The following is a 21,808-nucleotide window of genomic DNA, read 5'->3' as shown; positions in this document are numbered from 1 at the left end:
CCCGCCGGGCTGAGGCGGGCTCATCGGAGCAGGATCAGTTCTTGCAGGCTCAGTCCTTGGCGAAGTCCATGAGCGGCTCGTCATAAATGGCCGTGCGCAGCACGCCATCGCCGCGCACGACGCCGCGATACATGCCGGAGCAGTTGAAGGGCAGGGAGACCGACCCATCGCGACCGACGGCGATCACGCCGCCCGAGCCGCCTGCCGGCGCCAGCATGTCCACGACGACGGCGCGAGAGGCCTCCTCGAGGCTGCGTCCGGCATAGCGCATGAGAGAGGCGATCTCGTGGCCCGCGGCGTAGCGGATGAAGATCTCCCCATGACCTGTGGCCGAGACCGCGCAGGTCTCGTTGTCGGCCCAGGTGCCCGCGCCGATGACCGGGCTGTCGCCGACACGGCCGGGGGATTTTGCCGTCATGCCGCCGGTCGAGGTCGCCGCCGCCAGATTGCCCTTGCGGTCGCGGGCCACGGCGCCGACCGTGCCGTGCTTGCGGGATTCGTCCTGATCATCCGCGCCGCTCCGGCGCATCGCCAGGGTCTCCTGCAGGGCGTTCCAGCGCTGATCGGTGTAGAAATAGGATGATTCCTCGAAGGCCAGGCCCTGCGCGCGGCAGAATTGCATGGCGCTTTCGCCGATGAGGAAGACGTGGTCGGATTTTTCCATCACGGCCCGGGCGGCCAGAATGGGGTTGCGGGGGCCGCAGATGCCCGCGATGGCGCCCGCCGCGCGGTCGCGCCCATCCATGATGGCCGCGTCCATCTCCTGCTTGCCGGCGGAGGTATAGACCGCGCCGCGACCCGCGTTGAACAGGGGCTCGTCCTCCAACGCCATCACGGCGGCGGTCACGGCATCGAGCGCCGCTCCGCCATCGGCCAGAACGGTGCGGCCGGCATCGAGCGCGCGGCGCAGGCCGGCGTGATAGGCGGCCTCGCGCTCCGGCGTCATCTTGCTGCGCAGGATCGTGCCTGCGCCGCCATGGATGGCAAGGACGAAATCGTTGTCGGATGTGGTGGTCATGGGTCTCACGCTTCTCTTGAGGGAAGATGTTTCAGGGCGTCGGCGAGGCCAGGACGATGGTGGCCGGCGCGGCCGATCATCGACCCGGCGGCGACGAGGGCATCGAGCACGGCTTCCTGCGTGGCATCGGCCATCGCCTCGAACAGCAGATCGATGCGGTTTTCGTTGAATACGCGCTGCTCGATCAACGCCGCCTTCTCGTCGTGGCGCACGGTATTAGCTGTGGAAAATCCGAGTGCGACGTCGCCGCTGCCATGGCCCCAGAAGGAGCCGAGGCGGGCGAGGCCGACACCGGAGCGGCGGATGACGCGCTTGAGCTGCCGGTCACTGAGCGGAACATCGGTGGCTGCGATGATGATGATGGAGCCCTTCTCCGTCTCCACCTTCGCTTCCCTTGACATATCCGGCGCGATATTCGTCCCGTCGGGAAGGCGCAGGTCCCCCGCGCGACCGAAATTGGAGAGGACGAGCACGCCAAGATGAAAGCTTTCGCCGTCGAGATCGAGGCGGCGCGAGGCCGTGCCGATACCACCCTTGAAGCCGAAAGTACTCATGCCGCAGCCGGCCCCCACGGCGCCGACCGCAAAATCGGATGAGGCCGATTCAAGGGCGATGCGGGCATCGTCTTCGGTGACGGCAAGAGCCTGAATGTCGTTGAGCCAGCCGTCATTGCACTCGAACACGACCGGGTTCACCGTCGCCGTCTCGCGGCCGATATCGGGATTGGCGGCGATGGCATGGCGGATCAGCGCCGTCGAGCAGGTACCGACCGAGAGCGTGTTGGTGAGCAGGAGGGGCGTCTCGATGACGCCCAGTTCCTCGACCTGCACCAGGCCGACGCTCTTGCCGAAGCCGTTCAGCACATGGACGGCGGCCACGGGCTTGTCCCGATAGAGATTGCCCCCATGGGGTATCAGCGCGGTGACGCCTGTGCGGATATCCCCATGAACGAGGGTGCGGTGCCCGATCCGCACGTCCGGAACATCGGCAATGCTGTTGCGCGGGCCCGCCGGCAGCGTGCCGCAGACGAGGCCCGCATCGCGGGCGCGCAAGCCTTGGCTCATCAGGGACATTCCGCTTTGACGTAAGCCGCGATGTCCGCATGGGTGGCGATCCACACGTCGGAACGCTGCGAGATTTCCGCCAGGAGCTTTTCCAGGATCCAGATGCGCGAACGGTAGCCGGTCACATGCGGATGCATGGTGAGCAGGAAGAGCCCGCCTTCTTCATAGGCGCGCTCGAACTCCCGGAAGAAGATGTCATAGACGGCGGTCGGCGGCGTGTGCGGGCGCAGACCGTTGAAGCGATGCATGTTGAAATAGACCGCGTCGTCGCGGATCCACTCCACCGGCAGTTCGACGATGCCGGTCGGATCGCCCTTTTCCACCAGTTCGTAGGGATCGTCGTCGGCCATCAGGGACGAATCGTAGAGCAGGCCCAGTTCGCGCTCGATGCGAAGGGTATCGGCGCTGAAATCCCAGGATGGGGTGCGCATGCCCACGGGGCGTGTGCCGGTGATCCGCTCCAGCGTATCGGCGGCACGGAACATCAGGTCGCGCTCGATCTCATAGGGAAGCTGGCTGTTCAACTCATGAATCCAGCCGTGGATTCCGATCTCGTGACCTTCCGCCACGACACGGCGCTGCTCGTCTTCATAGAGCATGGCGGCGACGGCGGGCACGAAGAAGGTGGCCTTGGCGTCGTATTTCTTGAGCGCGTTGAGAATGCGCGGAACGCCCTGGCGGTGACCGTATTGTCCCTGCGACATGCGGCCGATGGATTTGCCGCCATCTCGCAATTCATTGGTTTCATGGTCCGAATCGAACGAGAAGGCGACGGCGCAGCGCGCTCCGTTCTTCCATCGGGCAGGCTTCATGGGGCGACCGGCGCGGACATGATCGACCTTGTTGCGCCATGTCTCTTCTTGCCAATTCCATGGCTGGTTGCTGATGTCGTCCATGAGCTTTCCTCATATGTTTGTTCTTGACGAGGGCCGGAGCATGGCCGGCCGCGACGATTCAAGACGGGCGGTGATTTAGAGGCGATCATGTCTTCTTGAAACGTGATCGGCTCCAACTCTTTTAATGCCGCATGATTGCATCAGAAAACCGGATTCCGCTTTTCTGAATCACGCTCTATGAACGCCCGCCATCCACGGAAATGATCTGACCCGATACCCAGCCGGCAGCATCGGAGGCGAGGAACATCACCGTCTCGGCGATGTCCTGCGGGCTGCCGAGACGGCGGGTGTGAATGCCCTCCACCAGACGCGCCTGACCTTCGGGGCCGTAGCTTTCCCATTGCCGCTGGGTTGCCGGATTGGACAGGACGAAGCCCGGCGCCACGCTGTTCACGGTGATGCCGAACGGTCCGAGTTCGAAGCTCAACTGCTTCGTCAGCCCGACCAATGCGTGCTTCGAGGCCGTATAGGCCTGGATGCCGGTGAGGCTCGGGCGCAGACCTGCGCCCGACGAGATATTGACGATACGCCCGAAGCCGCCGCGCTTCATATGCGGCGCAACGGCTTGGGAGCACCAGAACGCGCCGTGCACATTGGCCTCGAACAGCACGAGCCAGTCCTGCTCGCTCACCTCTTCGACGGGTTTTGCCACCTGGCCGCGCACGCCGCCGGCGCAGTTGACCAGAATGTCGATGCCCCCGAGTGTCCCGGCCATCTCCGTCATGACGTCGCCGACGGCGGAGCGATCCGCGAGATCGAGCGTGCGTGTCGCCTTCGCGCCAGCCTCCGTGGCGACGCGAAGGCCTTCCTCGTCGAGGTCCAGCGCCCAGACCTGCGCACCCTCAGCGGCGAGCGACTGCACGATGGCGCGGCCGATGCCCTGGGCCGCGCCGGTAACGACGACGCGGCGGTTTGTGAAATCGAGCTTCATGATTCGAGCAGCAGATCGAGGGTGGACCAGGATTGCTCGCGCCGATTGTCCTCGATGTCGTGGATCAGCGTGACGAGCTTATCGATGGTGGGCGTGGCGATGCCGGCTTCCGTGCCGAGCGCGGCAATGATCGCTATCTGAGCGTCGACCTCCGTCTTGCGCTTACGCACGGCGAGATCGCGCCAGATGCCGGAATGGGTCTTGGCCGTGTGTCGGTTGAACTCTGCCATGGCGGCGACCGAGCTGCGCGCAGCTTCCTCGCTTGCGCCCGGCATGAAGGCTGCCGGATCGAAGCCGTTGAAGCCGAGCGGCTTCACGCCGCGCGCCAGGGCCACGGCCATCACCTCGCGGCCGAGGCGGTGGAACACCGGGAAGTGCCGTTCCGAGGCCAGGTTCTCCGACATGGAGGCGGGAGTGAGGGCGGTTGCGAACAGCATCGCACCGTAACCGAGCTTCCCCCAGAGATAGCCCCAGATGTTGTCGGTGAGCACGGCATTGGGCTCGAAGATCGAGAGCAGGCGGTGATAATCCTGCACGCGCGGCGTCGTGCTGCCGTCGATCTCGCCGACAGTCACCGTTGCGCGGTTGCCGAACAGGATGCGGCCCGGCTCGAGCCAATCCGCGCCGAAATTCACGAAACAGCCGACCGTGCGCTCCGCGCCGATTTCCTCGGCGATGACGAGCTCGTTCAATCCGTTCTGCGCCGAGAGCACGGAGCCGTTGTCGGCGAGGTGCGGCTTCAGGGCGCGCACGGCGTCGCGGGTATGGTGGGCCTTCACCGCCAGGATGATGCGCTTGAATTGCCCCGTCACGCCTTCCGGCGTCGTGGCGCGCACTTTCTGCCGGAAGCTCTCGACCGGCCCTTCGATGGCGAGGCCGTCCTTGTTCATAGCCTCCACATGCGGCTCGACGATATCGACGAGCAGCACGTCTTCGCCCGCGCGGGCGAGATAGGCGCCGAGCGTTCCGCCGATGGCGCCGGCGCCCCAAATCAGAATCGTATCGTTGCTCATCACCAGGTCTCGATCAGGGCGCGGGTTTCCTTGATGGCGACGGACCAGATGGCGTTCATCTCCTCATCCGAGCGCTGATAGCGGCCGCCGAAATTGCCGTCGCCGAGAATCTCGCGGACACCTTCGGGGCCGAAGGTGCGCATGCGCTCCAGATCGACCATCGGCTTCTGATGATCGGGTTGCTCGATGCCGGGCAGGCGTGTCCAGGGGAAGTTCTCCATCCAGGAGGCATGCGAGGCGACCGGGTCGATTTCCTTCACCTTCTCGAAGGTGCGCGGTGCGTTCCACCAATTGTGGAAGCGTACACGGGCGTCGAAATTCTTGTCCATCCACTCGATCGCCGCCGTCTGGCCCGGACTGTTGCCGCCATGGCCGTTGACGAACAGGATGCGGCGAAAGCCGGTGCGGCGCAGGGAATCGAGAATATCGGTGATGAGGCGCAGATAGGTTTCGGCCTTCAGCGAAACCGTGCCGGGATAGGCCATGAAATAGGGCGTGATGCCGTAAGCCTGCACGGGAAAGACCGGCACGCCGAGAGGCTCGGCCGCTTCCAGCGCCACGCGCTCGGCCAGAATGCTGTCGACGGACAGGCTCAGATAGGCATGCTGCTCGGTGCAGCCGAGCGGCACCACGGCACGGTCGTCCGTCTTCAGGTATTCTTCGACCTGAAGCCAGTTCATGTCGCTGATTCTCATGCGGGCTTTTCCTCTTTCGTGATGGTTGCCGAACGCAGCCGTTCCATAACCGGCAGCAGGGTCTGCCGGATGACGTGGGGATCGGGCACGTATCGAAATTCAATGGCCTGCCGCCCGGGCGGCAGTTCCTTCAGGATAGGCTCGGCGCCGCTCGCATAGACGAGCACGTCGAGCGTATTCAAAAATTCCTTGAGGTCGGGCTCCGTGATCAGCCGCACTTCCACGTCGGAAACATGAGGTGTGAAACGCAGCACGCCGGGCTTCATCAAGGCCATGAATTCGGGAAAGATCGAGACGATGCCGATGCGGGCCATCGGATCGATCACCGCAAGCTGCGCACGGGTCTCTTCCGCAGGGATGAAGCTCAGGTTCACAATCGGAATGTCGTTGGGAATCAGGCTTTCGAGTTCGCTGCGCCGATGGGGAAGGGTGACGCAGAGATCGCATGGCAGCGGCAGAACCTCGCCTGCTTGAAGGGAGGTGAGGGTCGTCACGGCGATTGAATCGTTGGGACCGAGATATTCCTGGATACGATCGGCATATTGCCGGGTCGTATCGCGAAAGTTGCCGACGATGACGATGCGCAGAGCGCGTGACGGCGAACGCCCGCGCGCCGCTCTCGCATTCACCAGGGAGGCGACGACGGAGGGGGGCAGGCCGAGTTCCTCCGCTTCGTTGAAGAGCGCATCGATGCGGCGCTGTATTTTACGCATGGACGAAGAGCGCAGTCCGTTGCGGGTATGCCCGTCGCTCACATAGGTTCCGGCTCCGGGCTTCGCCTCGATCAGTCCGGATTTGCGCAGTTCCTGATAAACGGTCGTCACCGTCATGGGCGCGATTCCGGCGCGTTCCGCCAGTTCCCTTACCGAGGGAAGCCGCTGCCCCGGTGCCAATTCGCCCAGGCCGATGCCGAACTCGATCAGGCCGCGCAGTTGAATCCCGAGAGGGACCGGAAGCGTCCGGTCCAACGCGCCGGCAAGGCTCGCCAGAATGCGTTCCTCGGACATCTGTTCTGATGAACTATAACAGTCGCCATGAGCAACATTGGAACTCATTTGTTTCATCTGCACGTTGCTGTTGACTTTGAGCGGGTTGGCGACTTACCGTCATAATCGATAAGAACACCTTGGACGAAAAGTCTGGTTCTTAGCAAGAGGGGATATGAGGTGAAACAAAATTTCAAGTTTGGCGGGGCGCTCGCAGCGGCTCTCGTTCTCGGCACTATGCTCGGCGGCGCGGCATCCGCGCAGACGCTCACCATGGGCGTGCGCGCCGGTCCGGATTCCATCGATCCGCACTGGTCCACCCTGGGTAGCCAGGCCGAGGCCCTGCGTCATATCTTCGATACGCTGGTGATGGCGGACGAGAACCTGCAGATGAAGCCGGGTCTCGCGACCTCCTGGAAGCCGGTCAACGACACGACCTGGGAGTTCAAGATCCGCGAAGGCGTGAAATTCCACGACGGCTCCGAGCTGACGGCAGAGGACGTGAAGTTCTCCATCGACCGCATTCCGGTCGTGACCGGCCCGATGAGCATGACGATCTACACCAAGCAGGTGAAGGAGACGAAGGTCGTCGACAAATACACCCTGCATGTGATCACCAAGGCGCCTGCGCCGACCCTGCCGAACGATTTCATCCGCCTCTTCGTCGTGCCGAAGTCCATCGGCATGGAGGCCCGCAACGAGCAGTTCAATTCGGGTAAAACCGCCATCGGCACCGGCCCCTTCAAGTTTGTCTCATGGGAGCCGAAAGGCGACTTCGTCGTCGAGCGTTTTGACGGCTACTGGGGCGGCAAGCAGCCCTGGGCGAAGGTGATCCGCAAGGAAATCCCGAACGATCCGGCACGCATGGCTGCGCTGAAGTCCGGTCAGGTCGATCTCGTCAACTACGTGCCCGCCACCGACTACGCGGCGATGCAGAAGGATAAATCGGTCGACACCTTCGTGGCCGACTCGGTGTACTTCTTCGATCTTTACCCGAACCAGAAGGAAACCCTGCCGAAGCCCGTGAAGGTCGACGGCAAGGAGATCTCCGCCAACCCGCTGCGCGACGCGCGCGTCCGTGAAGCGATGGATCTCGCCATTGACCGCAAAACGCTCGTCCGCGTCGTGCTCGAGGGCCTGGGCCGTCCGGCCAACCAGCTGATGCCGACGAACTTCTTCGGCGGCAGCAAAAATCTGCCGGAGCGTCCTTACGATGTCGCCAAGGCCAAGAAGCTTCTGGCCGATGCAGGTTATCCCAACGGATTCGAGATCGACTTCCACTGCACCAACAACCGCCTGCCCGGCGATGGAGCGATGTGCGAAGCGCTGTCTCAGATGTGGGCGCGCGCGGGCCTGAAGGTGAATGCCAATGCGCTCAACGGCACGGTGTTCTTCCCAGCGCAACAGAAGGGCGAGTTCTCCTTGTGGATGAGCGGCTGGGGCACGCTGACGGGTGAGGCGAGCTACACCTACGGTTCGCTCGTGCACACCGCCGATCCGAGCATCGGCCTCGGCGCGTTCAACAAGCAGGGCTATTCCAACCCGGAAGTGGACAAGCTGCTTCAGGAAGGCAGCCGCACCATGGATGACGCGAAGCGCCGCGCTCTGTTCGAGAAGGTGACCGAAGTTTCCATGAATGATCGCGCGCTGATCCCGACGGTTCAGCTCCAGACGGTCTGGGCCTCGAAGAAGGGGACGCTCACCATTCTGCCGCGCGTCGACCAGGAAACCCTGGCCTACGAGATCAAGCCGAAGAGCTGATTCTTCGGCAATAATATACCGGTCGGGCCAAACCCGACCGGTCCTCCTTGCGGAGCGGCTTCACTTCCATCGGAATGATTCCGCTCCTGATCTTTTCTTGCGCTGCTCTCCCAGATGGCGGAACTGTTTCTCGCCGCCTGGAAGACGTTCAGCCCCATGCACGAGCGAGCATGATCGGTTTTCTTATCCAGCGCGTATTGCAGGCGCTCATGGTCATCATCGCGATGTCGATCATCGTGTTCCTCGGCGTCTACGCCATTGGGAACCCGATCGACGTGATGATCGACCCTGCTTCCGACCAAGCGCTTCGCGAGGCGCTGATTCACCGCTATGGCCTCGATCGACCGCTGATCGAGCAATATTTCGTGTTCATGAACAACATGCTGCACGGGGATCTCGGTGAATCCTTCATCTATCGCCTGCCGGTAATCGGCCTGATCTGGTCGCGCTTTCCCGCGACTCTGGAACTGGCGCTGACCGCGATGATGATCGCGACCTGTCTCGGCATCCCGCTCGGGCTGTGGGCAGGTTACAAGCCGGATTCATGGTCCGCTAAGGCCATCATGACGTTTTCCGTGCTCGGTTTCAGCGTGCCGACCTTCTGGGTCGGACTTCTTCTCATCATGACATTCGCCGTCGAGCTTGGCTGGCTGCCCTCCGGCGGGCGCGGACCGGTATCGAACGTATTCGGGCTGAACCTGTCCATCGGCTCTCTCGAGGGCTGGAGCTACATCATCCTGCCTGCCTTCAATCTTGCCCTGTTCAAGCTCGGGCTTCTGATCCGCCTCACCCGCGCCGGCACAATCGAGGTCATGAGCTCCGATTATGTGCGCTTTGCCCGCGCGCAAGGATTGTCGGAAGGTAAGGTCGTCGGGCTGCATGTGTTGAAGAACATCTCAATTCCCATCGTCACCGTGTTCGGACTCGAACTCGGCTCGACCTTGGCTTTCGCGGTCGTGACCGAGACCGTGTTCAACTGGCCCGGCATGGGCAAGCTCATCATCGATTCCATCACCGTGCTCGATCGGCCCGTGATGGTCGCTTACCTCATTCTCGTCGTGTTTCTCTTCGTTCTCATCAACCTCGTCGTCGATCTGGTCTATGGTCAGCTCGATCCGCGCATTCGTGTGAAGGCCGCGTCATGAGCGCCCCTGTTGAAACCCGCTGGGGCCGGCTCGCCAATTTCTGGTCGGATTTCCGCCAGAACCCGGTGGCGGTCGCGGCCCTCATCATCATCGTCTCCGTCGTTCTCATGGCGATCTTCGCGCCTCTCGTGGCGCCGCAGGATCCCTACAATCAGGTGACCCTCGACCTGTTCGACGCCCGCCTTCCGCCCGGCGAAACCGGCTCCGGCGGCTATGTCCACTGGCTCGGCACCGATGCGGCGGGACGCGATCTGTTTTCCGCCATTCTCTACGGCCTGCGCACGAGCCTCATCATCGGCATGATGGCGGGAACCTTCGCCCTTGTGCTCGGCGCGACGGTGGGCCTGATCGCCGCCTATTACGGTGGCCGCATCGAGGCGCTGATCATGCGCGTCATCGACCTGCAGCTCTCGCTGCCCGCGATCCTTCTGGCGCTGGTGCTGGTGGCGCTCCTCGGCCAAGGGTTGCCGCAGCTCGTCGCCGCGTTGGTTGCTGCGCAGTATGCGTACTTTGCCCGCACGACTCATGGCGCGGCGAGCGCCGAGCGGCGCAAGGATTATATCGAGGCCGCGCTCTCGACGCCCTTGCCTGCGCGCCAGGTGCTGTTCCGGCATTTGCTTCCGAATGCATTGCCGCCGCTGATCGTGGTCGCGACCGTGCAGGTGGCGAATTCGATCGCGCTCGAGGCAACGCTGTCGTTCCTCGGCCTCGGCCTGCCGCTGACCCAGCCCTCGCTTGGCTCGCTCATCTCCAACGGCTTCCAGTTCCTGCTTTCCGGCCGCTACTGGATCTCGATTTATCCCGGCATCGCGCTGATGCTGACGGTGGTTGCGATCAACCTCGTCGGCGATCAGGTTCGCCACGTTCTGAACCCGAGGCGCAGCCGATGAGTGAAGCCGTCCTTCGCGTCACCAATCTCCAGACGCAGTTCAAGACCCGCGCGGGAATGCTGAAGGCCGTCGATGGCGTCAGCTTCGAGGTCGGCCGCGGCCGTATTCTCGGTCTCGTCGGCGAATCCGGCTCGGGCAAGAGTGTCACCGGTTATTCCATCCTCGGCCTGATCGAGCCTCCGGGCGAGATCGCGGGCGGCGAAGTGCTGCTGAAGGGGCAGGATCTGACCCGCCTGAAGGGCGAGGCCATGCGCCGGGTCCGTGGTGCGCAGATCGCCATGGTCTTCCAGGACCCGATGATGACCCTGAACCCGGTTCTCAAAATCGGAACGCAGATGGTCGCCGCCGTGCGCGCCCACGACAAGGTCTCGCGCAAGGTGGCCTTGGGCCGCGCGCGCGACGCGCTCGCCAAGGTCGGCATTCCGAGCCCCGAGGAGCGCCTCGATGCCTATCCGCATCAGCTCTCCGGCGGCATGCGCCAGCGGGTGGCGATCGCCATCGCGCTGCTGCACAGCCCGGCGGTGATCATCGCCGATGAGCCGACGACCGCGCTTGACGTGTCGATCCAGGGGCAGATTCTGGCCGAGGTGCGTCGCCTCGCGAGCGAAACCGGCACTGCCTTCGTGTGGGTGACGCACGATCTCGCGGTAGTGTCGAGCCTCGCGGACGATATCTGCGTCATGTATGCGGGGCGTGTCGTCGAGACCGGTGCTGCAGCCGATGTGATCGCCTCGCCGCGCCATCCTTACACCGCCGGCCTTCTCGCCTCGGTTCCGGCCGAGCACGAGCCTGGCGAGCGCCTGCCGCAGGTCCCCGGATCGACGCCGTCGCTCGCCAATCTTCCGCCCGGTTGCGCCTTCGCGCCCCGTTGCTTCAAAGCGGGACCCGCCTGCACGACCACGCCGCCCGTCCAGAATTTCGGCGACGGGCGCACCGCCCTCTGCCATTACCCGATCGAGCCCGATTCATGTCAGCCGCTCTCCTCGACATCGACCACGTATCGAAGCGCTTCGTAAAGCAGCCGAGCCTCGGGGAACGCATCGCGGGCCTTCTGGGCGCGGGCCGCAAGACCGAGATCGTGCGGGCCGTGAGCGGTGTCAGCCTCTCCGTGCGCAAGGGCGAGGTCATCGGCCTCGTCGGCGAATCCGGCTGCGGCAAATCCACCCTCGGGCGCATCATCGCCGGCATCTATGCGCCGAGCGACGGCAAGGTGCTGTTCGATAATGCTCCCGTAGCAAAGCAGCAGGGGCGGCGGACGAACAAGCTCACGACGCGTATCCAGATGGTGCATCAGGATCCCTTCGCCAGCCTCAATCCGCGCATGCGCATCGGCGATACGGTCGCCGAAGGGCCGGTCACGCATCGCATCGTGAAGGCGCAGGATGCGGATGGCTACGTGGAGGATCTGTTGGGCCGCGTCGGCCTCGATCCGAGCTATCGCCGGCGCTTTCCCCACCAGTTCTCCGGTGGCCAGCGCCAGCGTATCGCCATTGCCCGTGCACTCGCCATGAAGCCCGATCTGCTCGTGCTCGATGAGCCTGTCGCCTCGCTCGACGTGTCGATCCAGGCGCAGGTGCTCAACCTGTTCATGGACCTGCGGCAGGACCTCGACCTCACGGCAATCTTCATCAGCCACGATCTCGGCGTGGTGCGCCATGTTTCCGACCGGGTCGCAATCATGTATCTCGGTCGTATCGTGGAGCTGGCGACCACTTCCGAACTCTATGCGGCTCCGAACCACCCCTATACCAAAGCCTTGTTCGAAAGCGTTCCGCGTGTCGGCGTTGGCCGCAAGGAATTCCGCCCCATCGCAGGCGAAATCCCATCGCCCCTTAATCCGCCGAGCGGGTGCCACTTCCACCCGCGCTGCCCCTTGGCAGGGCCGCGTTGCGTCAAGGAAGCCCCGGCACTCGCCGCCATCGACTCGGGCCGGTTCTCGGCCTGCCATCTCAACACAGGCGGAACCGCCTGAACCGTTCAAGCGAAAAACATGAATCAGAATCCGGCTCTTCTGGCTCTCCACGAGCGTATCGCTACCGTCAATGACGTGCTGAATGCCACCTCCCTGCTGACCTGGGATTCGCGCACCATGATGCCTGCCGGCGGTGCGGAAACGCGTGGCCACCAGATCGCCACCCTGACGCGGCTGGCGCGGGATCTTCTGCTCGCGCCCGAGACGGAGAAGGCGCTCGAAGCGGCGGAGAAAGTCGTTGAGGATCGGCCTGAGGATTCCGCCGAGCGTCGCATGGTCGCGCAGACCCGCCGCGCCTTCACCCATCACAGCCGGGTTCCGGCCTCGCTGATCCAGGAGCGTGCCGCATTGCGCACCGTCGCCCAGGCTGCCTGGATCGAAGGCAGGGCGAAAAGCGATTTCTCGATCTTCGCGCCGCATCTGGAAAAGACCGTGAAGCTGTCGCGGGCTTATGCGGATTGCATCGGCTGGAGCGAGCACCCTTACGACGCCATGGTATCGATCTACGAACCGGGCGAGACGGCGGTGAGCCTGAAGGCGCTGTTCGCGAAACTCCGCTCCGGCATGCAGCCCATTCTCGATGCCGCGCGCGCGCGTCCCGCGCCGCGCTCGGACTTCCTGTTCCGCGATTTTGCGGAAGAAGGTCAGCGCGCCTTCGGCCTGAGCATGGCTGAAAAGCTCGGCTACGATCTTCGGCGCGGGCGTCTCGACACGACAGTGCATCCCTTCGAGGTTTCCTTTACCCGCAATGACGTGCGCATCACCACGCGCTACAACCGCAACTACTTGCCCGCCTCGATCTTCGGCACGGCGCACGAGACCGGCCATGGGCTCTATGAGCAAGGCGTCGATCCGGCCTATACGCGCACGACGCTCGCCACCGATCTCATCGGGCTTTATGCGGTCGGCGGCACGAGCTTCGGCGCGCACGAATCCCAGTCGCGCCTGTGGGAAAATCATGTGGTGCGCAGCCGGACCTTCTGGCGGCTGCATTTCCCGGAATTGCAGCGGCACTTCCCCGAGCAGCTCGGCGATGTGAGCGCCGAGGAGTTCTATCGCGCCGTCACCCGAGTCGAGCCGGGCTTTATCCGCGTCGAAGCGGACGAGCTGACATATGATTTCCATATCATGCTGCGCGTCGATATCGAATGCGCCCTGATGGATGGCTCACTGCCGGTTTCCGACCTACCCGCTGCCTGGAACGCGGCGATCAAGCGCGATCTCGGTCGCGATGTGCCCAATGATGCAAAGGGCGTGCTGCAGGACGTGCATTGGTCAACGGGCTATATCGGCTCCTTCCCGACCTACACCATCGGTAACGTGATGGCCGCGCAAATCATGGAGAAGCTGCGCCAGGAGAATCCGTCGCTCGATACCGCCATGGAGGCGGGCGATTATTCCGGCCTCGCGGATGCGCTGCGCACCAAGGTGTGGCAGCATGGGCGCCGCTTCCTGCGCGACGAGTTGCTGGTGCGCGAAACCGGACGTGGTCTCGATCCCGAACCCTATCTTGCCTATCTGCGCGGAAAGTACGCGGCCTGAAGCAACTTTACCCCGGCTCCTGGGAGGCAGCGGCCCCGCGAGCCTGTTTCGCAAGCAGCACCAGCATGGGGCGCAGCTCTTCTGCGTTCGAAAGACGCCGGGGAAAGGTCAGGCGCACGATCTCGTCGCCGAGGGTGAGCTGCACGCCCTCCGGGTCGATGCCGGTCATCGTCCACGCGCCCTCGCGCGCGCCGCAGAGCCTGGTCGCATAAAGCGCCACCGCGTCCCTGTGGTCCGAATTCATGTGTGCGATGGCCTCGGCCTCAAGAGCGCGGAGGCTATCGAGGCCCATCATGTCTGTCAGCACATCGGCGGCGCTCATCCGGTAGGCGCGGCCGAAGCCGGCATTGAGGCTCGCGGATTCCAAGTCAAGCCGCCAGAAGGTAAAGTCGGGAAAATCCACATAGAGCGCAGCTTTCGGATGGTGCGCCAGATAGCGCTGACGGATCATCGCGTTCTCATCCGATGCGCGCTCTACCTGTTGCGCCGTGGCAAGAAGGGTCAGGCGCGGATGCGCGAGAGGATCGCCCTTGCCGATGGAGGACAGGAGCAGCGAGCAGCGGGAATCGCGCTCAAGGAGCTTCGTATGGGTCGATAGCTGCGAGGTCAGGATGACGGGCGTGCCATCCATGTCGGTCGCAACCGCCACGAGGCTGGCGAAGGGAAAGCCGCCCGAGTCGTCATGGGTGGCCAGCGCGCCTGCGCGGGCCGTGCGCAGAAGGTTCTTGGCGAGGCCGCGTGCATCCTCGTCGACCGGCAGGGTTGGATCTTTCTGCATCCTGTCTTCCACTCCTCCTGGTGCGACCCGGGAAAAGGCGGCACGTCGGAGAATAGCCGATCACAGCCCGATGGAGAACGGCTGGTCCTTGGAGCATTTTCAGGCACCGGTGGTCCGCGTTGCCGGTCTCCCGGAAGGACAGTTCCTATTGTGCTTTCGTGGTGTCCGCGCGCACGAAGCCGATCTTGCCCGTTGCAAAGCCGCGTCAGCGCATGTTCCCCGTGTGGCCGAGCGAGTAGCGGCCGGGCTGCGGCCACACCGTCAGGCCGTGCGGTGTTCTGCCGACGGGAATCGTCGTCATGGCCCCGGTCGCGGTATCTATCATATAGACCACATCGTCGAAGCGGCCGGAAAGCCAGAGCTGTTTTCCATCGGCGCTGACATTGCCCATATCCGGACTGCCGCCGCCGGGAATGGGCCAGGTGGTTTCGACCTCCCTTGTCGCGAAATCGATGACCGAGACGCTTCCCATGCCGCGCGGGGGCCCGTTGACGCGATGGGAGCCGCGATTGGCCACATAAAGCTTCGTGCCGTCTCGGCTGGGATAGAGACCATGCGTGCCGATCCCGGTCGGGATGAAGCCGGTCTCGGTCAGGGATTCGCCGTCCACCATAAAGACGCCATCGGCCATCATATCCGCCACGTAGAAGACCTTGCCATCCGGCGAGATGCGGATGTCCTGGGGCATGCCGCCCTTCGAGAGCTTCAGGGTGCCGACGACTTCGCCTTTGACGAAGTCGATCTTGACGAGGCTGCCGTCGAATTCGCAGGTGAAGATCGCGTATCGTCCGTCGATGGAGAAATCGGCATGATTGATGCCGGCGCATTGCGGTGTTGCGATGGAACGCAGCAGCGCCATGGTCTGCGGCTCGCGGAGCTCGAGCCGTCTTCGCGCCTCGGCCACGACGATTGCCGCGGAGCCGTCGGGCATGAAATACATGTTGTAGGCGTCGGCCACCGGAAGAAACTGGCCCGGCTTTCCGGTTTCGGGGTCGATGGGCAGAAGGCTGCCATGCGCGCGGCGTCCCTCCGAGCTGCCGGTCACCCACAGGGTCTTCAAGTCCCAGGACGGAACGACATGCTGCGGATTGCGGCCTGCCGGGAAACGATCCACGACCTTCAACGTTGCAGGATCGATCACATAGAGATCGCCTGATCCTACATTGGGCACGTAGATCCGGGGCAGGGCTGTTACGACAGCCGGGCTCAGCCGGCCGGCCGAGGCTTCGCTGTAGAGATTAGCCGGGTCCGTGACGCGCGGCATGCCCGGCAGGGTGTCGATGTCCTTCGCAGGCGGGGAAGATATCTGTGCCCCTGATTCCTGCATCAACCAGGCCAGGCCCATTCCGAGGCAGAGCGCCGTTCGAAGTTGATAGCGGTTCAGGCCGGGCATGGGCATCACCGTCTTCAGAGCGCAACGAAGCGAGGGTCCCAACCGGCGCGCACGGAAACGCGATCTCGCCGGCTGTATTATAGCAGAGAATTCAGATCCCTTGTCCCGAAAGGGCCCAAGGCCCTGCGTCCCAGCTTCATTCCACCCGTTTCAGCGAGCGATCCGCAGAGAAAGGCAGGGGCCTCCTACATCAGGTCATCCAGCATTCCATGAAGATGGGCTGCCGCCACTTCGATCCTGTCGTATTTATACTGACCTGAGCGGGTCTTAGCGGCAAGGACCGCGCAACGGTGAACATCCTTGAAGTCCCCATAGGGGAATTTATAGCGTTCTTTCGTATCTTCGGCTTTCGTGGTGTCGATCCCGAGATGCCACCTCTCATATTCGCTGAATCCGTGGGTGCGGATGAACTCGTTCTCCTCTGCCGACGTAGGCTGGTGCTCGCTCCAATCATCTCTCTCGTCGAGCACGATTTTCCGATCCTTGATCAGCTTTCTGGCGTGTTCATAGGATTTTTCATTCAGCTGGACTGTCATGACTCTGCAATCCTTCATTCCGTGGATGTGAGCTTCCGACCAGAGCCGCAGGGCCGATACCGCGTCCGATGATCCTGCGAAAATGTGGCCCTGTCGTCCGCCGGCACAATGGTGCCGTCGAGGAACTGGCCCAAGAAACTGACCCAGGAAACCGACTTATGTCAGGGCAGCACCGAGTTTTGCAGGCACAATCCTGAATGGATGTGGGCGGCTTGGCCTATTCAGGATGCCGTTCACCGCTGGCATGCCAGCCCTGCGGACGTGAAATTGGAAGGAATAATACTTTAAAATCTGATCAGCCATAGGTGCTACCCCTAAATAGGTGCCCTGAGTTTCTTGAATATAAATCCTGTTTTCCAAGTAATAATACAACGATGTTGTGCAGTGTAGCTTATGATTGAGCGTCGAGTAAGAAGACAATTTTGTTCAAGGAAAGTGCCCTATGTCCATCATCCTAAATTATTTTAACGGCAGCAACGGCAACGATCAAATATTCGGCCTTGGTGGGAATGATGCGCTCTATGGCCTCTATGGCCAGGATAGACTCTACGGGTATAACGGCAACGATTATCTCTATGGCGGCGCCGGAAATGACAGGCTCTATGGCGGCGCCGGCAACGATCGGCTCTCGGGCGATCAGGGCAACGATTATCTCTATGGCGGCGCCGGGAAGGACAGGCTCTATGGCGGCGCCGGCAACGATCGGCTCTCGGGCGACCAGGGTAACGACTCCCTTTATGGCGGCGCCGGGAAGGACAGGCTCTATGGCGGCACCGGCAATGATTGGCTCTCGGGCGACCAGGGTAACGACTCCCTTTATGGCGGCGCCGGAAATGACAGGCTCTATGGCGGCGCCGGCAACGATCGGCTCTCGGGCGATCAAGGCAACGATTATCTCATCGGCGGCGCCGGAAATGACGTGCTGATCGGCGGTCCGGGCCGGGACTCGTTCGTGTTCAACACCGCGCTCGGCGCGACAAACGTGGACACCATCCGGGATTACAGTCCGAAGGCCGTCAGTGCGGCAACTCACCAGGACGATACGATCAACCTCGATCGAGCGGTCTTCAGCCTGACTGCCGGCGTCCTGAGCCCCGACGCGTTCTGGATCGGCTCGCAAGCGCATGATGCGAGTGACCGGATCATCTATGACGACCAGACCGGCGCGCTATATTATGACACGGACGGCTCGGGCCCGAATGCGGCTGTACAATTCGCCAGTCTCTCGGCACATCTCCAAATGGCCTATAACGATTTCTTCGTAACCTAAGGTGAGATGGCTAGGGGCTCAGGCTATAGTCGTTTTAGCAGCCCCGACCCATTCCTGACGAGCGCAGTCCGCGTGACGCGTTCGCTCCCAAAGCAATCAGGAGCAAAGCCTCGTCGCTCAACGGTGGGGTCCTGTCATCCCAATGCTAATCCAGGTTCCGTGGCACCCTTCATAGAGCAGGCCGTGGCCAAAGCCGAATTTTGTGATTTGGGAAAGGACTTGGTGGAGCTGAGGGGATTCGAACCCCTGACCTCTGCAGTGCGATTGCAGCGCTCTCCCATCTGAGCTACAGCCCCGGCCGATCATGCGACCAAGCGGCGGACTTTTAGGCCTGAGGGCTTTGGTCTGTCAATCGGCGTGAACGGGGGCAGGCGCATCTTTTGCGCGGGAGGCCGGGGCCAGAAGGATCTGCCGGGTTGTTCCGGCGGGCCAGGAACGCTACATGAGCAACGCCCGACCCTGACGAGTTTCCCATGCGCGCCCTGCTCGAAGTTATTCTGCTGGCCTTGCAGCTCTATGTCTATCTCATTGTCGCTTCGGCGATCCTGAGCTGGCTTGTGGCCTTTAATGTCGTCAATACCCGCAATCAGGTCGTCCGTTCGATCTGGGCCTTCCTGGACGCGGTGACGGAGCCCGCCCTGCGGCCGATCCGGAACATCCTGCCCAATCTCGGCGGCGTCGATATCTCGCCGGTGATTCTGATCCTGATCATCATTTTCATCCAGAGGCTCATCGAGGATTACCTGCTGCCGATCGCCTTCTAACGGAATGGCCCATGCCCTGGCGTGTCCGCTCAGAGGGGCTCGAGGTTCGGGTCCGCGTGACGCCGCGGGGCGGGCGGGATTCCGTCGATGGGATCGAGACGCTTGCGGACGGCAAACGGATTCTGAAGGTCCGGGTCCGGACCGTGCCGGAGGATGGGGCGGCCAATGAGGCTGTCCGGCGGCTTCTCGCCAAGGCTCTCGGGCGCCCGGCCTCCGCCGTCGGTCTCACGGCAGGCGCCACCGCCCGGCTGAAGACATTTTTGATCGAAGGCGATGCCGAGGCCCTTGCCGCGCAGCTCGCCGCTTTGACAGGACAGGATTCATGAGCGCGACGATCATCGACGGAAAAGCCTATGCCGCCGGCCTGCGGACCCGCATTGCGAAGGCAGTGGGCGAACTCTCGCGGGAGGGCGCGACACCGGGACTGGCGGTCGTTCTCGTCGGCGAGGATCCGGCGAGCCAGATCTATGTGAAGAACAAGGCCCGCCAGACCGCCGAAGTCGGCATGAACTCCTTCGAGCACAAGCTCCCGGCCTCCACGAGCGAGGCGGATCTTCTCGCCCTGGTGGCGAGACTCAATGCGGATCCGGCCGTCGACGGCATTCTCGTGCAGCTGCCCCTGCCAAAGCAGATCGATACGCAGAAGGTGATCGAGGCCATCGATCCGGGGAAGGATGTGGATGGCTTCCACCCCATCAATGCGGGCAGGTTGATGACCGGCGTGCCGGGCTTCGTATCCTGCACGCCACTCGGCTGCCTGCTCCTGATCCGGTCGGTGCGCCGGGATCTGGCAGGACTCGACGCGGTCGTGGTCGGGCGCTCCAACATCGTCGGCAAGCCGATGGCGCAACTTTTGCTGTCCCAAAGCTGCACCGTGACGACGGCCCATTCGAGAACCCGTGACCTCGCCGAGGTCTGCCGCCGGGCCAATATCCTGGTGGCCGCCGTCGGGCGTCCGGAAATGGTGCGGGGCGATTGGGTCAAGCCCGGCGCCATCGTGATCGATGTGGGCATCAACCGGGTGCCGAACCCCGCAGCGGGCGAAGGCAAGACCAAGGTCGTCGGCGACGTGGCCTATGAGGAGGCCGCCAAAGTCGCTTCCGCGATCACTCCCGTCCCGGGCGGTGTCGGGCCGATGACCATCGCCTGCCTGCTGCGCAACACGCTCCAGGCGGCCTGCTTGCGCCGGGGCCTGTCAATGCCGATGGTCGATGCGGCGCAGGCCTGACGCAGGTCAGGACTCTTTCCGCAAATGCTCCACGAGCTGCCGCGCCGAGGGCGGGAGTTCGCTCAATGAGCGGATGCAGAGGGTGAGGTCGCGAGCGGCCCAGGAATCCGCCAGATCGACTGCCGTAATGGCCATGGTGCGGGTTGCCCGCTCGGCCGTGGTCTCCGGCACGATGCCGAGGCCGACGCCCGCCTCCACCATGCGGCAGACCGCGTCGAAGCTGCGTAGCTGGACCCGCAGGCGCAGGGGCTGGCCGATACGGCTGGCCTTGGCGGCGAGAAAGCGCTGCAGGGCGCTGGCCCGGTCGAGGCCGACGAAATCATGGCCCAGCACTTCGGCGAAGGCGACATGGCCGCTGCCCGCCAAGGGATGGGCGTTCGGCACCACGAGGACGAAGCGGTCGCTGCGGAAGGGATAGGTTTCGAGCCGCCCGGTATCGACGGTGCCAGCCACGATGCCGAGATCGCCCACGCCCTCCGCAATCAGCCCGACGATCTCGTCGCTCAGGCGCTCCTCCAGATCGATGCTGACCTGGGGATGCCCAGCCAGAAACGCGCTCAGAGCTTCGGGAAGAAACTCCGTGAGCGCATTGGTATTGGAAAGAATACGGATCTGGCCGGCTAGGCCGCCCGTATAGGAACTCAGATCCTCGCGCAGGCGTTCGGCCTGGGTCAGCAGGAGTCGGGCGTGCTGCAATAGGGTCCGGCCGGCGGGGGTCGGCACGACGCCTTGGCGGTTGCGCAGGAGAAGTGGCGCCCCGAGGGACTTTTCCATGTTGCGGATGCGGGTGCTCGCGGCAGCCAACGCCAAGTTGGCCCGCTCGGCCCCGTGGGTGATGCTTCCGGCCTCAATCACGTGCCGGAAGAGGCTCAGATCCGTCAAATCGAACTGCATAGGCTTCCTTCGTCATTCGCGAAGGTAGATGAGAATAATGACAAATTGTGCAGGAAGCGAGCTTGGAGCAGATTTCGCGGCTGACGAAGTATGCCTGCTGTCGCCAGTTGTCGCAGATGGTGGATTGCAGTGCTGCCACGCTTCAGATACGAACCATTCCAAACTAGGCACGACATTTTGTCGCCGATCAGGAGCGAACGCCATGGCTGAGGTGAAAGTGGCCCCAAGGCCTTTGTCCCCGCATCTGCAGATCTACCGGTGGACCTGGACCATGGCGATGTCGGTCTTCCACCGCATCACCGGCAGCGCGCTTTATGGGGGCATCGCCCTGTTCGCGATCTGGCTCGTGGCGCTCGCCGCCGGCCCCCGCGCGTTCGATGCGGTGCAGTGGTTCTTCGCCTCGCCCCTCGGGCTTCTGATCCTCTTCGCTTATACCTGGGTTCTCATGCACCACATGCTGGGCGGCGTCCGCCACCTCGTGTGGGATTTCGGGCGTGGCATGGAGCCGGGCCGGCGCATGGCCATGGCCCGCTTCACCCTCATCGGCTCGATCGCGCTCACCGTGGCGATCTGGGCCGCCGCCTTCCTGCTGTTCTAAGGAGACCGGATCCATGGCCGACAACAGAGCCGATACCCGCGTTTCCATGCGCACCCCGCTCTCCCGCGTGAAAGGCCTCGGCGCATCCGGGCACGGCGTGGAGCATTGGTGGCTCCAACGCGTCACGGCGGTGGCGAACATCCCCCTCATCATTGCTTTCGTGATCATCGTGGCGGCGCTTGCCGGTTCGTCCTACGATCAGGCAATCGCCATCGTTTCGCATCCGCTGATCGCGATCATCCTCATCCTCGCGGTCATCTCGGTGACGAACCACATGCGCCTCGGCATGCAGGTCATTATTGAGGATTACGTCCACGACAATGGCCTGCGCATCGCCGCGATCATCGCGAACAATTTCTATGCCGCGATCATCGCGGTCGCCTGCCTCTACGCGGTCCTGAAGGTCAGCCTCGGCCGGATCCTGGTTTAAGGAG

23 protein-coding genes and 1 tRNA gene are annotated in these 21,808 nt (G+C 63.1%); 12 read left to right on the top strand and 12 right to left on the bottom strand.

The window, feature by feature from the left end; all coding sequences use genetic code 11:
- Window positions 1–49: 49 nt before the first annotated feature.
- The 7 genes from AB4Y97_RS08320 to AB4Y97_RS08290 form a co-directional block, all read right to left on the bottom strand.
- Entirely contained in the window at window positions 50–1,018 is a 969-nt protein-coding gene (locus AB4Y97_RS08320; protein WP_441998557.1) for an isoaspartyl peptidase/L-asparaginase family protein, read from the bottom strand.
- A 5-nt stretch (window positions 1,019–1,023) separates the two neighbouring features.
- Window positions 1,024–2,082: a DmpA family aminopeptidase gene (locus tag AB4Y97_RS08315; RefSeq protein ID WP_441998556.1), complete on the bottom strand. Its 1,059-nt coding sequence runs from the start codon at window positions 2,080–2,082 to the stop codon at window positions 1,024–1,026.
- Window positions 2,082–2,978, bottom strand: coding sequence for a polysaccharide deacetylase family protein (locus AB4Y97_RS08310; protein WP_441998555.1), 897 nt, complete (start codon window positions 2,976–2,978; stop codon window positions 2,082–2,084). Before AB4Y97_RS08310 ends, AB4Y97_RS08315 begins: the two co-directional genes overlap by 1 nt.
- 175 nt (window positions 2,979–3,153) lie before the next feature.
- Entirely contained in the window at window positions 3,154–3,909 is a 756-nt protein-coding gene (locus tag AB4Y97_RS08305) for an SDR family NAD(P)-dependent oxidoreductase (protein ID WP_441998554.1), read from the bottom strand.
- The gene (locus tag AB4Y97_RS08300; protein WP_441998553.1) at window positions 3,906–4,922 is read right to left on the bottom strand and encodes a ketopantoate reductase family protein; all 1,017 of its coding nucleotides are present in this window, start codon (window positions 4,920–4,922) and stop codon (window positions 3,906–3,908) included. Before AB4Y97_RS08300 ends, AB4Y97_RS08305 begins: the two co-directional genes overlap by 4 nt.
- On the bottom strand, window positions 4,922–5,617 hold the full coding sequence (locus AB4Y97_RS08295; RefSeq protein ID WP_441998552.1) for a creatininase family protein: 696 nt from the start codon (window positions 5,615–5,617) through the stop codon (window positions 4,922–4,924). Before AB4Y97_RS08295 ends, AB4Y97_RS08300 begins: the two co-directional genes overlap by 1 nt.
- Window positions 5,614–6,624, bottom strand: coding sequence for a GntR family transcriptional regulator (locus AB4Y97_RS08290; protein ID WP_441998551.1), 1,011 nt, complete (start codon window positions 6,622–6,624; stop codon window positions 5,614–5,616). The genes AB4Y97_RS08295 and AB4Y97_RS08290 overlap by 4 nt, the downstream gene beginning before the upstream one ends.
- A 159-nt stretch (window positions 6,625–6,783) precedes the next feature.
- Here AB4Y97_RS08290 and AB4Y97_RS08285 point away from each other — a divergent pair, with 159 nt between their 5' ends.
- From AB4Y97_RS08285 to AB4Y97_RS08260, 6 genes are all read left to right on the top strand, one after another.
- A complete protein-coding gene (locus AB4Y97_RS08285; protein ID WP_441998550.1) occupies window positions 6,784–8,364 on the top strand; it encodes an ABC transporter substrate-binding protein in 1,581 nt (526 codons plus the stop codon).
- Window positions 8,365–8,534: 170 nt separating this feature from the next.
- Complete coding sequence (locus tag AB4Y97_RS08280) at window positions 8,535–9,509, top strand: ABC transporter permease (RefSeq protein ID WP_441998549.1); 975 nt, start codon at window positions 8,535–8,537, stop codon at window positions 9,507–9,509.
- Window positions 9,506–10,399 (top strand): ABC transporter permease, encoded by an 894-nt coding sequence (locus AB4Y97_RS08275; protein ID WP_441998548.1) that lies wholly within the window; start codon window positions 9,506–9,508, stop codon window positions 10,397–10,399. Before AB4Y97_RS08280 ends, AB4Y97_RS08275 begins: the two co-directional genes overlap by 4 nt.
- Window positions 10,396–11,415 (top strand): ABC transporter ATP-binding protein, encoded by a 1,020-nt coding sequence (locus AB4Y97_RS08270; RefSeq protein WP_441998547.1) that lies wholly within the window; start codon window positions 10,396–10,398, stop codon window positions 11,413–11,415. The genes AB4Y97_RS08275 and AB4Y97_RS08270 overlap by 4 nt, the downstream gene beginning before the upstream one ends.
- Window positions 11,367–12,371 (top strand): ABC transporter ATP-binding protein, encoded by a 1,005-nt coding sequence (locus tag AB4Y97_RS08265; protein ID WP_441998546.1) that lies wholly within the window; start codon window positions 11,367–11,369, stop codon window positions 12,369–12,371. Before AB4Y97_RS08270 ends, AB4Y97_RS08265 begins: the two co-directional genes overlap by 49 nt.
- Window positions 12,372–12,389: 18 nt before the next feature.
- Window positions 12,390–13,913, top strand: a complete 1,524-nt coding sequence (locus AB4Y97_RS08260) for a carboxypeptidase M32 (RefSeq protein WP_441998545.1) — start codon at window positions 12,390–12,392, stop codon at window positions 13,911–13,913.
- Between the two features lie 7 nt (window positions 13,914–13,920).
- Here the strand turns inward: AB4Y97_RS08260 and AB4Y97_RS08255 are convergent, their stop codons facing one another.
- From AB4Y97_RS08255 to AB4Y97_RS08245, 3 genes are all read right to left on the bottom strand, one after another.
- Entirely contained in the window at window positions 13,921–14,691 is a 771-nt protein-coding gene (locus AB4Y97_RS08255) for a HugZ family pyridoxamine 5'-phosphate oxidase (RefSeq protein ID WP_441998544.1), read from the bottom strand.
- Between the two features lie 205 nt (window positions 14,692–14,896).
- Window positions 14,897–16,084, bottom strand: a complete 1,188-nt coding sequence (locus tag AB4Y97_RS08250; RefSeq protein ID WP_441998543.1) for a YVTN family beta-propeller repeat protein — start codon at window positions 16,082–16,084, stop codon at window positions 14,897–14,899.
- Between the two features lie 185 nt (window positions 16,085–16,269).
- On the bottom strand, window positions 16,270–16,620 hold the full coding sequence (locus AB4Y97_RS08245; protein WP_441998542.1) for a hypothetical protein: 351 nt from the start codon (window positions 16,618–16,620) through the stop codon (window positions 16,270–16,272).
- 442 nt (window positions 16,621–17,062) lie between these two features.
- Here AB4Y97_RS08245 and AB4Y97_RS08240 point away from each other — a divergent pair, with 442 nt between their 5' ends.
- Window positions 17,063–17,890, top strand: a complete 828-nt coding sequence (locus AB4Y97_RS08240) for a calcium-binding protein (RefSeq protein WP_441998541.1) — start codon at window positions 17,063–17,065, stop codon at window positions 17,888–17,890.
- Between the two features lie 220 nt (window positions 17,891–18,110).
- Here AB4Y97_RS08240 and AB4Y97_RS08235 read toward each other — a convergent pair.
- Window positions 18,111–18,186: transfer RNA gene (locus AB4Y97_RS08235), tRNA-Ala, on the bottom strand.
- 177 nt (window positions 18,187–18,363) lie between these two features.
- On the opposite strand from AB4Y97_RS08235, the gene AB4Y97_RS08230 reads away from it, so the two are divergent.
- Genes AB4Y97_RS08230 through folD form a run of 3 tightly spaced genes read left to right on the top strand, consistent with a single transcriptional unit; the run spans window position 18,364 to window position 19,882 of the window.
- Entirely contained in the window at window positions 18,364–18,654 is a 291-nt protein-coding gene (locus AB4Y97_RS08230; protein ID WP_441998540.1) for a YggT family protein, read from the top strand.
- An 11-nt stretch (window positions 18,655–18,665) separates the two neighbouring features.
- On the top strand, window positions 18,666–18,980 hold the full coding sequence (locus AB4Y97_RS08225) for a DUF167 family protein (RefSeq protein WP_441998539.1): 315 nt from the start codon (window positions 18,666–18,668) through the stop codon (window positions 18,978–18,980).
- Window positions 18,977–19,882, top strand: a complete 906-nt coding sequence (gene folD, locus AB4Y97_RS08220; protein WP_441998538.1) for a bifunctional methylenetetrahydrofolate dehydrogenase/methenyltetrahydrofolate cyclohydrolase FolD — start codon at window positions 18,977–18,979, stop codon at window positions 19,880–19,882. The genes AB4Y97_RS08225 and folD overlap by 4 nt, the downstream gene beginning before the upstream one ends.
- Before the next feature lie 6 nt (window positions 19,883–19,888).
- Here the strand turns inward: folD and AB4Y97_RS08215 are convergent, their stop codons facing one another.
- Entirely contained in the window at window positions 19,889–20,776 is an 888-nt protein-coding gene (locus tag AB4Y97_RS08215; RefSeq protein WP_441998537.1) for a LysR substrate-binding domain-containing protein, read from the bottom strand.
- Between the two features lie 202 nt (window positions 20,777–20,978).
- Here AB4Y97_RS08215 and sdhC point away from each other — a divergent pair, with 202 nt between their 5' ends.
- Entirely contained in the window at window positions 20,979–21,374 is a 396-nt protein-coding gene (gene sdhC, locus AB4Y97_RS08210) for a succinate dehydrogenase, cytochrome b556 subunit (RefSeq protein ID WP_441998536.1), read from the top strand.
- 13 nt (window positions 21,375–21,387) lie between these two features.
- A complete protein-coding gene (sdhD, locus tag AB4Y97_RS08205; protein ID WP_441998535.1) occupies window positions 21,388–21,804 on the top strand; it encodes a succinate dehydrogenase, hydrophobic membrane anchor protein in 417 nt (138 codons plus the stop codon).
- Window positions 21,805–21,808 lie beyond the last annotated feature (4 nt).

This window comes from Microvirga sp. 2TAF3 (assembly GCF_052114965.1).
Lineage (GTDB): Bacteria > Pseudomonadota > Alphaproteobacteria > Rhizobiales > Beijerinckiaceae > Microvirga.
The sequence above is the reverse complement of the archived record's forward strand: the minus strand, read 5'-3'. Positions and strand labels throughout refer to the sequence as shown.

Coding starts and splice junctions, on each gene's coding strand:
- AB4Y97_RS08320 (WP_441998557.1), bottom strand. CDS start 1,018: ATGACCACCACATCCGACAACGATTTCGTCCTTGCCATCCATGGCGGC.
- AB4Y97_RS08315 (WP_441998556.1), bottom strand. CDS start 2,082: ATGAGCCAAGGCTTGCGCGCCCGCGATGCGGGCCTCGTCTGCGGCACG.
- AB4Y97_RS08310 (WP_441998555.1), bottom strand. CDS start 2,978: ATGGACGACATCAGCAACCAGCCATGGAATTGGCAAGAAGAGACATGG.
- AB4Y97_RS08305 (WP_441998554.1), bottom strand. CDS start 3,909: ATGAAGCTCGATTTCACAAACCGCCGCGTCGTCGTTACCGGCGCGGCC.
- AB4Y97_RS08300 (WP_441998553.1), bottom strand. CDS start 4,922: ATGAGCAACGATACGATTCTGATTTGGGGCGCCGGCGCCATCGGCGGA.
- AB4Y97_RS08295 (WP_441998552.1), bottom strand. CDS start 5,617: ATGAGAATCAGCGACATGAACTGGCTTCAGGTCGAAGAATACCTGAAG.
- AB4Y97_RS08290 (WP_441998551.1), bottom strand. CDS start 6,624: ATGTCCGAGGAACGCATTCTGGCGAGCCTTGCCGGCGCGTTGGACCGG.
- AB4Y97_RS08280 (WP_441998549.1), top strand. CDS start 8,535: ATGATCGGTTTTCTTATCCAGCGCGTATTGCAGGCGCTCATGGTCATC.
- AB4Y97_RS08275 (WP_441998548.1), top strand. CDS start 9,506: ATGAGCGCCCCTGTTGAAACCCGCTGGGGCCGGCTCGCCAATTTCTGG.
- AB4Y97_RS08270 (WP_441998547.1), top strand. CDS start 10,396: ATGAGTGAAGCCGTCCTTCGCGTCACCAATCTCCAGACGCAGTTCAAG.
- AB4Y97_RS08265 (WP_441998546.1), top strand. CDS start 11,367: ATGTCAGCCGCTCTCCTCGACATCGACCACGTATCGAAGCGCTTCGTA.
- AB4Y97_RS08260 (WP_441998545.1), top strand. CDS start 12,390: ATGAATCAGAATCCGGCTCTTCTGGCTCTCCACGAGCGTATCGCTACC.
- AB4Y97_RS08255 (WP_441998544.1), bottom strand. CDS start 14,691: ATGCAGAAAGATCCAACCCTGCCGGTCGACGAGGATGCACGCGGCCTC.
- AB4Y97_RS08250 (WP_441998543.1), bottom strand. CDS start 16,084: ATGCCCGGCCTGAACCGCTATCAACTTCGAACGGCGCTCTGCCTCGGA.
- AB4Y97_RS08245 (WP_441998542.1), bottom strand. CDS start 16,620: ATGACAGTCCAGCTGAATGAAAAATCCTATGAACACGCCAGAAAGCTG.
- AB4Y97_RS08240 (WP_441998541.1), top strand. CDS start 17,063: ATGTCCATCATCCTAAATTATTTTAACGGCAGCAACGGCAACGATCAA.
- AB4Y97_RS08230 (WP_441998540.1), top strand. CDS start 18,364: ATGCGCGCCCTGCTCGAAGTTATTCTGCTGGCCTTGCAGCTCTATGTC.
- AB4Y97_RS08225 (WP_441998539.1), top strand. CDS start 18,666: ATGCCCTGGCGTGTCCGCTCAGAGGGGCTCGAGGTTCGGGTCCGCGTG.
- folD (WP_441998538.1), top strand. CDS start 18,977: ATGAGCGCGACGATCATCGACGGAAAAGCCTATGCCGCCGGCCTGCGG.
- AB4Y97_RS08215 (WP_441998537.1), bottom strand. CDS start 20,776: ATGCAGTTCGATTTGACGGATCTGAGCCTCTTCCGGCACGTGATTGAG.
- sdhC (WP_441998536.1), top strand. CDS start 20,979: ATGGCTGAGGTGAAAGTGGCCCCAAGGCCTTTGTCCCCGCATCTGCAG.
- sdhD (WP_441998535.1), top strand. CDS start 21,388: ATGGCCGACAACAGAGCCGATACCCGCGTTTCCATGCGCACCCCGCTC.